Below are 7,014 nucleotides of genomic sequence, written 5' to 3'. Positions count from 1 at the left end.
CAACTAGTGACAAAAAAGAAGAACCAAAGAAAGAAGAAAAATCAACAAATGGTTCTACAGAATCATCTAACAGTTCTTCTTCACAAGAATAAAAAAGTGGAAAAATCAGTTCTCACTAGGAGAGCTGATTTTTTTACTTTCATATAAAAATACTCAATTTCGAGAAAAAAGTTGCAATAACAAGGAAAAATGACGAGATTCTCGAATATATATTACAAAAGGGAGGGGATACTGTGTCATTTTTGTTTGTTCTGTCGACTGCTATTATTTTATTGTTTGTTTTATTTACTTTATATTATTACATTGCTGGTAAGAAAGAGGTTCCCCACCATCAGTTATTAGAAGAAGAGTTGGAACGAGAAGAATGACACCTTATATATAAGGTGTCATTTTTTTTCGCCAAAATAGTCACTGTTAACGTATTTCTCACAAAAAAATGTAATTTTTCTTAACTTAGTCCGCAAAAATAGTGAACATGTAGCATATATCAGTAGTGCGGGCAATACAATGGTATAAACCAAAGCAAAGAGAGTGTTTGAGGTGAGAAATCGTGAATCATTTCATTATAAATCCAAGAATGTTTAACGCTTACAAACAGCACTCACACTTACTTCTTAGTCATATGCAGCGAGGCTCATTTCACCCTTCTCACATCCAATTTAGGGAGGCGAGTGGTGTGCACGATTACATCAAAGAGAGAACTATCAAGATTGGTAAGTATATCGTGGAGACAAGAAAGACAGTGCGTGTCATTGCAAAGGAATTTGGGGTATCAAAGAGTACAGTCCATAAAGATTTAACGGAACGTCTACCAGAAATTAATCCAGAGCTCGCAAATGAAGTGAAAGAAATTCTTGATTATCATAAGTCTATTCGTCATTTAAGAGGCGGAGAAGCAACAAAGCAAAAGTATAGAAAAGAAGATGTAGAAAAGCCGGTCCGTCAATAAATATGCGATCGCAAACATTCCGTTTCAATTCGGTAATATTTTTCAGAAGAATTCTTTTTGCGAATATTACGTTTCTGTTAAATTTATGATAAAATCAGAAATTAGGTGTAAAAGAATTCGGGTGTAACCTGATTTTGAATATCGAGGAGGAAATGACGGGAATGTTTGCGCGAGATATCGGAATTGACCTAGGTACGGCTAACGTATTAATCCATGTTAAAGGTAAGGGTATTGTATTAAATGAGCCATCTGTTGTTGCAATTGATCGTAACACAGGTAAAGTATTAGCAGTAGGTGAAGAAGCAAGAAGTATGGTGGGACGTACGCCTGGTAATATTGTAGCAATTCGTCCGCTTAAAGATGGTGTAATCGCAGATTTCGAAATTACAGAAGCAATGTTAAAGTATTTCATTAACAAATTGGACGTAAAGAGCTTCTTTTCAAAACCTCGTATTTTAATTTGCTGTCCAACAAATATCACATCTGTAGAACAAAAAGCAATTCGTGAGGCTGCTGAACGTTCAGGTGGTAAAACAGTATTTTTAGAAGAAGAACCAAAAGTAGCCGCAGTTGGTGCTGGTATGGAAATCTTCCAACCAAGCGGTAACATGGTTGTTGATATTGGTGGAGGTACAACAGATATCGCTGTACTATCTATGGGTGATATTGTTACCTCTTCCTCTATCAAAATGGCTGGCGATAAGTTTGATATGGAGATCTTAAACTATGTTAAACGTAAGTATAAGCTGTTAATTGGAGAACGTACTTCAGAAAATATTAAAATTAAAGTTGGTACAGTATTCCCAGGTGCACGTAGCGAAGAGCTTGAAATTCGCGGACGTGACATGGTAACTGGTTTACCACGCACAATTACAGTATGCTCTGAAGAAATTACAGAAGCACTAAAAGAAGACGCGGCTATCATTGTACAAGCTGCAAAAGGTGTATTAGAGCGCACACCACCAGAACTATCTGCGGACATCATCGACCGCGGTGTTATTCTAACAGGCGGTGGAGCTTTACTACACGGTATCGACATGCTTCTAGCAGAAGAACTAAAAGTACCAGTATTAATTGCTGAAAACCCAATGCAATGTGTTGCGGTTGGTACAGGTATTATGTTAGAGAATATTGATAAATTACCAAAGCGTGCTTTACGATAAAGTGAAACTTTAATAAGTGGGGGTACCCCCCGCTTATTATTAGTTCACAAATAGTAGGAAGATGAGAAGAACTAAGGTGTTAACCGTAGTTCTTTTTTGTTTTTTTATTCTTTTATTTTTTTATTTTATTTTGATTTATTGAGAAAATAGAAGAAAAATAAAGAAAAACGAAGGAAATAGGTAAAATATTCATATATATGGTTAAATTTAATATTTCCTTATTTGAAAACGTTTATAATATAATGAGTCGAATACGACATTAAGGCAAATAATGTTTCAATACATATTGCCTTTCCCTAATCTGGGCATACACTCTTTTCTACCTCCGTGTCAGTTGCAAGTATATGCAGCTATTTTAATGGAATGGAGTGTGTGCATTTTTTTATAAATAGGAAATTGCACTTTATAATGACAAACAATAAACAAAATGGGATAATAAACAATATGTCCAAGTGGTAAGACCAATATTACAAAAGGGGCGATTGTTGTATGCTAAATATAGAACAAATTAAAGAAATCATTCCTCACCGCTATCCATTTTTACTTGTTGATAAAATATTAGAAGTAGATGAAGGAAAAAGAGCGGTTGGAATTAAAAATGTATCCGCAAACGAAGAATTCTTTAACGGGCACTTTCCTGACTATGCAGTTATGCCTGGTGTACTTATTGTAGAAGCATTAGCACAAGTTGGAGCAGTTGCGGTATTAAAGAAAGAAGAAAACCGCGGACGACTTGCTTTCTTCGCAGGTATCGACAACTGTCGTTTCAAAAAACAAGTACGTCCAGGTGATCAACTTCGCCTAGAAGTAGAAATGACACGTGTACGCGGTCCAATTGGAAAAGGAAAAGCAATCGCAACAGTAGATGGTGAAGTTGCATGTGAAGCTGAAATTACATTTGCGATTGGTGATAAAAAAGAATAACAGAAATAAAAAATCTCCTTGTGAAAATGCAAGGAGATTTTTTATTTCCACTATATATCGGTGTAATTGTTAAAATGCAAACTAGTCAGAAAATTACTTGTATATGGAAGGGAATCACCATATAATTACTTTATTATTTATTCAAAAATTAGGATAAACGATAAGAGCAGAAAAGAAGTAAAGTCATTGTCATATTGTAAAGGTGTTCATATAAGACAAAGTAGGATGATATTGATTAAGATGAGATGTGGGGAAATTAATGATACAAAATATTAATTAGACGTATGAAATCGAGCATAGAGAGAAAAAGGGGAAATGTCGCATTTCACAAAAGGAGATTATGAGTATGTTCGGAAGAAAGAAAAGAAAATCATTACGACAATTAATTACACATAAAGAGCCAAAATCACGTGTTGCAGAACAATACCGTAACATTCGTACAAATATTGAATTTACATCTGTAGATAATCATGTTCGTTCTATTATTGTTACTTCGGCAGATCCAGGTGATGGAAAAACAACAACAATCGCAAACTTAGCAGTTGTTTATGGTCAACAAGGAAAGAAAGTCTTATTGATCGGAGCGGATTTGCGTAAGCCGACGCTTCAAAACTTATTTGCCATTCACAATTCAAATGGATTAACGAACCTATTATCAGGACAAGCGAAACTAATGCAATGCATTCAAAAAACAGATATAGAGAATGTATACTTAATGGCAGCAGGTCCAATCCCACCAAACCCAGCTGAACTACTAGGTAGCCGGATAATGGATGAGCTATTACTAGAAGCATATAACATGTTTGATATTATTCTAATCGACACACCACCCGTTCTTGCGGTTACCGATGCACAAATACTAGCGAACAAATGCGATGGAATCGTACTTGTCGTACGCAGCGAAAAAACAGAAAAAGACAAAATTGTAAAAGCGAAGCAAATATTAGACAAAGCGTCCGGTAAATTACTTGGTGTCGTCTTAAACGATAAAAAAGAAGAAAAAGAACAATATGGATATTATTAGAAAATAGTATATAGAATAATAAATTTTAAAGCTGATAAATTAATTTATCAGCTTTTTTTGAATTTTTATAAAATTTCTTATTACATTATATGAAAAACATGATACAATGGAAATTTTGGAAATTCGTTGGAATGTGTTGTCATATTTAAGATTATTTTGTAAGATTATATTTGCTTGATGTGAATAAATGTAGAACTAAATTATTCAAAATAAAAAATATAAGATTTATATGTTATAATTTTTCTTATGTGCAAATTTTAGAAAGTTGGAGGAACTTATGGAAGAAACAATTAGTTTGAAAGAGTTATTTCATATTTTAAAAAAACGTTTAGCAATGATCCTCGTAATCGCCTTTGGTGCCGCTATAGTAAGTGCTATCATTAGCTTCTTCTTTATGACACCAATCTATCAATCTTCGACGCAAATTCTTGTTAACCAAAAGAAGCAAGATGGGGCAATGATTCAAGCTGGTGAAGTTCAAACGAATATTCAATTAACAAATACATATAAGGTTATCATTAAAAGTCCAGTGATTTTGGATCAGGTAAAGGAAAAGTTAAAATTAAATTTAACAGTTCAAGATTTGACTAAAAAAATCGATGTTACCAATGAAAAAGAGTCACAAGTTATTTCTTTGATGGTGCAGGATAAAGACCCAAAGTTGGCACGTGACATTGCAAATACTATAGCGGAAGTTTTTAAGAGTGAAGTGGCAAAAATTATGAGTGTTGATAATGTGACTGTATTATCCAAAGCTGAGGTTATGGACAATGAGTCGCCCATCAAGCCAAAACCAATGCTAAATGTAGCAATTATTTTTGTTGTTAGTTTAATGGCTTCAATTGGGCTTGCATTCTTACTAGAATACTTAGATAACACAGTGAAAAAAGAAGAAGATGTAGAAAGCTTACTTGGTTTACCAGTGTTAGGTATTGTAGCTCGTATGGATGAAGAAACAATGAATATGACATCACACGCTCCATCATCAAGAAAAGTGAGGGGACAAACAATTGGCTCTTAATTTATTTAAAAAGAACAAAAATCATCGTCAACGTCGTCAATTAATTGCTCATCAGCAACCGAAATCACCAATCTCAGAACAATATCGTAATATTCGAACGAATATCGAATTTGCAGCTGTCGATACGAATTTACATTCATTAATGGTTACGTCTGCGAACCCGAGTGAAGGGAAAACAACGACAACAGCGAATATGGCAGTCGTGTTTGCTCAACAAGGAAAGAAAGTATTATTAATTGATGCAGATATGCGTAAACCAGCGATGCATCAAATGTTTCAAGTAGATAACATTTTCGGATTAACGAACGTATTAACACATAGTGAAGGTTTAGAGAAATGTGTACAAAAGACAGCTGTAGATAATTTACACTTTTTAGCTTGTGGTCCGATCCCACCAAATCCGGCAGAATTACTAGGATCAAAATCAATGCAAGAGCTTCTTGCACAAGCATATAGCCTGTACGATTTGGTTGTTTTTGATTTACCACCAATTTTGGCAGTTACTGATGCGCAAATTATGGCAAATGTATGTGATGCTTCAATTCTTGTTGTTCGTAGTGAATCAACAGAGAAAGAAACAGCAGTAAAAGCAAAAGGGTTGTTAGAGTCGGCTAAAGGTAAATTATTAGGCGTTGTCTTGAACGATCGTGAACGTGAACAAGGCTTATATTATTACTATGGTGCTAATTAAAAAGTGAGATATGGCAAGGCTATATCTCCTTTTTTCCCTTGAATATGAGACATGTCTCATATTCAAGGGAAAAAAGATGTTTATATGAGAGGGAGGACGAAAAGAATGATTGATTTACATTGTCACATTTTACACGGTATCGATGACGGTGCACAAACAGTAACTGATAGTTTAGCGATGGCACAACAAGCCGTGGCAGAAGGAATACATACAATTGTTGCCACACCACATCATCAAAATGGAAAATATGTAAATGAGCGTACTTCTATTATTCATCAAGTCAAGCAACTAAATGATGAATTACAACAAAATGACATTCCACTGAAAGTTTTACCCGGGCAAGAGGTCAGGTTATATGGTGATTTATTAGAAGACTACGAATCTGGTAAAATCGTTACTTTAAATGAAACAAATAAATATATTTTGATTGAATTTCCATCTAATCACGTACCTCGTTATGCAGAACAGCTATTTTATGAACTACGTGTAAAAGGAATGATCCCAATTATCGTTCATCCGGAACGTAATGCCGAATTAATTGAGCAGCCAGACAAGTTATATAACCTTGTAAATAAGGGTGCATTAACACAAGTGACGGCAGGCAGCTTACTAGGGAAATTCGGCAAGAAAATTAAAAAGTTTTCATTGCAGCTTGTTGAACATAATTTAACACATATGATCGCATCAGATGCACATAACACAACTTCAAGAGGATTTCACCTAGCAGAAAGCTACAAATTAATTGAAAAGGAATTCGGAATGAACGTTATGACCGACTTAAAAGAAAATCCGTACTTATTAATTAGCGGAAAAGCAATTTATAAAGAAGACCCAGAGCGAATTCGTCGTAAAAAATTGTTTGGTATTTTTTAAATAAAGAACTGGTGATGTCTCCTAACCGTTATCAATGGAGGCACTCGGTCGTGCTGTGGGTAGAAATTTTATTTCATACCTACCTTAGACGCTTGTTGTCGGGAGTATGATGTGAGGCAGGGTTAGATGCCCATAACTTATTTACGACAGAAGCTCTACCTATAGGGTTATCAAGATAAATCTATAGGTAGGTTTTTTGTTATTGATATATATAAATGAATTTAGGAGGATTACAATTGAAAAAAGTGAGAAAAGCTATTATTCCAGCAGCGGGTCTTGGAACGAGGTTTTTACCAGCAACGAAGGCGATGCCAAAAGAAATGTTACCGATCGTTGATAAACCGACAATTCAATACATAGTAGAAGAAG

At 34.7% G+C, this 7,014-nt stretch carries 9 protein-coding genes; all 9 read left to right on the top strand.

Annotated elements, in window-relative coordinates; all coding sequences use genetic code 11:
• Nucleotides 1-233 precede the first annotated feature (233 nt).
• Nucleotides 234-368 carry a hypothetical protein gene (locus tag MR113_RS26295; RefSeq protein ID WP_000008903.1) on the top strand — a complete coding sequence of 45 codons (135 nt, stop codon included), beginning with the start codon at nt 234-236 and terminating at the stop codon, nt 366-368.
• 308 nt (nt 369-676) lie between these two features.
• Nucleotides 677-949, top strand: a complete 273-nt coding sequence (gene spoIIID, locus MR113_RS26290) for a sporulation transcriptional regulator SpoIIID (protein ID WP_000544012.1) — start codon at nt 677-679, stop codon at nt 947-949.
• A 161-nt stretch (nt 950-1,110) separates the two neighbouring features.
• On the top strand, nt 1,111-2,112 hold the full coding sequence (gene mreB, locus MR113_RS26285; RefSeq protein WP_000457990.1) for a rod shape-determining protein: 1,002 nt from the start codon (nt 1,111-1,113) through the stop codon (nt 2,110-2,112).
• A 489-nt stretch (nt 2,113-2,601) separates the two neighbouring features.
• Complete coding sequence (gene fabZ, locus MR113_RS26280; RefSeq protein WP_000931959.1) at nt 2,602-3,036, top strand: 3-hydroxyacyl-ACP dehydratase FabZ; 435 nt, start codon at nt 2,602-2,604, stop codon at nt 3,034-3,036.
• 346 nt (nt 3,037-3,382) lie between these two features.
• On the top strand, nt 3,383-4,060 hold the full coding sequence (locus MR113_RS26275; RefSeq protein ID WP_242257383.1) for a CpsD/CapB family tyrosine-protein kinase: 678 nt from the start codon (nt 3,383-3,385) through the stop codon (nt 4,058-4,060).
• A gap of 277 nt (nt 4,061-4,337) precedes the next feature.
• Nucleotides 4,338-5,081, top strand: a complete 744-nt coding sequence (locus MR113_RS26270; protein WP_242257382.1) for a YveK family protein — start codon at nt 4,338-4,340, stop codon at nt 5,079-5,081.
• Nucleotides 5,071-5,772 carry a CpsD/CapB family tyrosine-protein kinase gene (locus MR113_RS26265; RefSeq protein ID WP_242257381.1) on the top strand — a complete coding sequence of 234 codons (702 nt, stop codon included), beginning with the start codon at nt 5,071-5,073 and terminating at the stop codon, nt 5,770-5,772. Before MR113_RS26270 ends, MR113_RS26265 begins: the two co-directional genes overlap by 11 nt.
• A gap of 105 nt (nt 5,773-5,877) precedes the next feature.
• Entirely contained in the window at nt 5,878-6,645 is a 768-nt protein-coding gene (locus MR113_RS26260) for a tyrosine-protein phosphatase (protein WP_242257380.1), read from the top strand.
• 236 nt (nt 6,646-6,881) lie between these two features.
• Nucleotides 6,882-7,014, top strand: a 133-nt coding sequence (locus tag MR113_RS26255; RefSeq protein ID WP_277929796.1) for a sugar phosphate nucleotidyltransferase, incomplete at its 3' end; no start/stop codon positions are given.

This window comes from Bacillus cereus group sp. BfR-BA-01379 (assembly GCF_022663605.1).
Classification (GTDB): Bacteria; Bacillota; Bacilli; order Bacillales; family Bacillaceae_G; genus Bacillus_A; species Bacillus_A mobilis.
This window is presented reverse-complemented; position numbering and strand designations above follow the sequence as displayed.

Bases quoted from the DNA above. Each gene is read 5' to 3' on its own strand.
- MR113_RS26275 (WP_242257383.1), top strand. From the start codon at position 3,383: ATGTTCGGAAGAAAGAAAAGAAAATCATTACGACAATTAATTACACAT.
- MR113_RS26260 (WP_242257380.1), top strand. From the start codon at position 5,878: ATGATTGATTTACATTGTCACATTTTACACGGTATCGATGACGGTGCA.
- fabZ (WP_000931959.1), top strand. From the start codon at position 2,602: ATGCTAAATATAGAACAAATTAAAGAAATCATTCCTCACCGCTATCCA.
- mreB (WP_000457990.1), top strand. From the start codon at position 1,111: ATGTTTGCGCGAGATATCGGAATTGACCTAGGTACGGCTAACGTATTA.
- MR113_RS26270 (WP_242257382.1), top strand. From the start codon at position 4,338: ATGGAAGAAACAATTAGTTTGAAAGAGTTATTTCATATTTTAAAAAAA.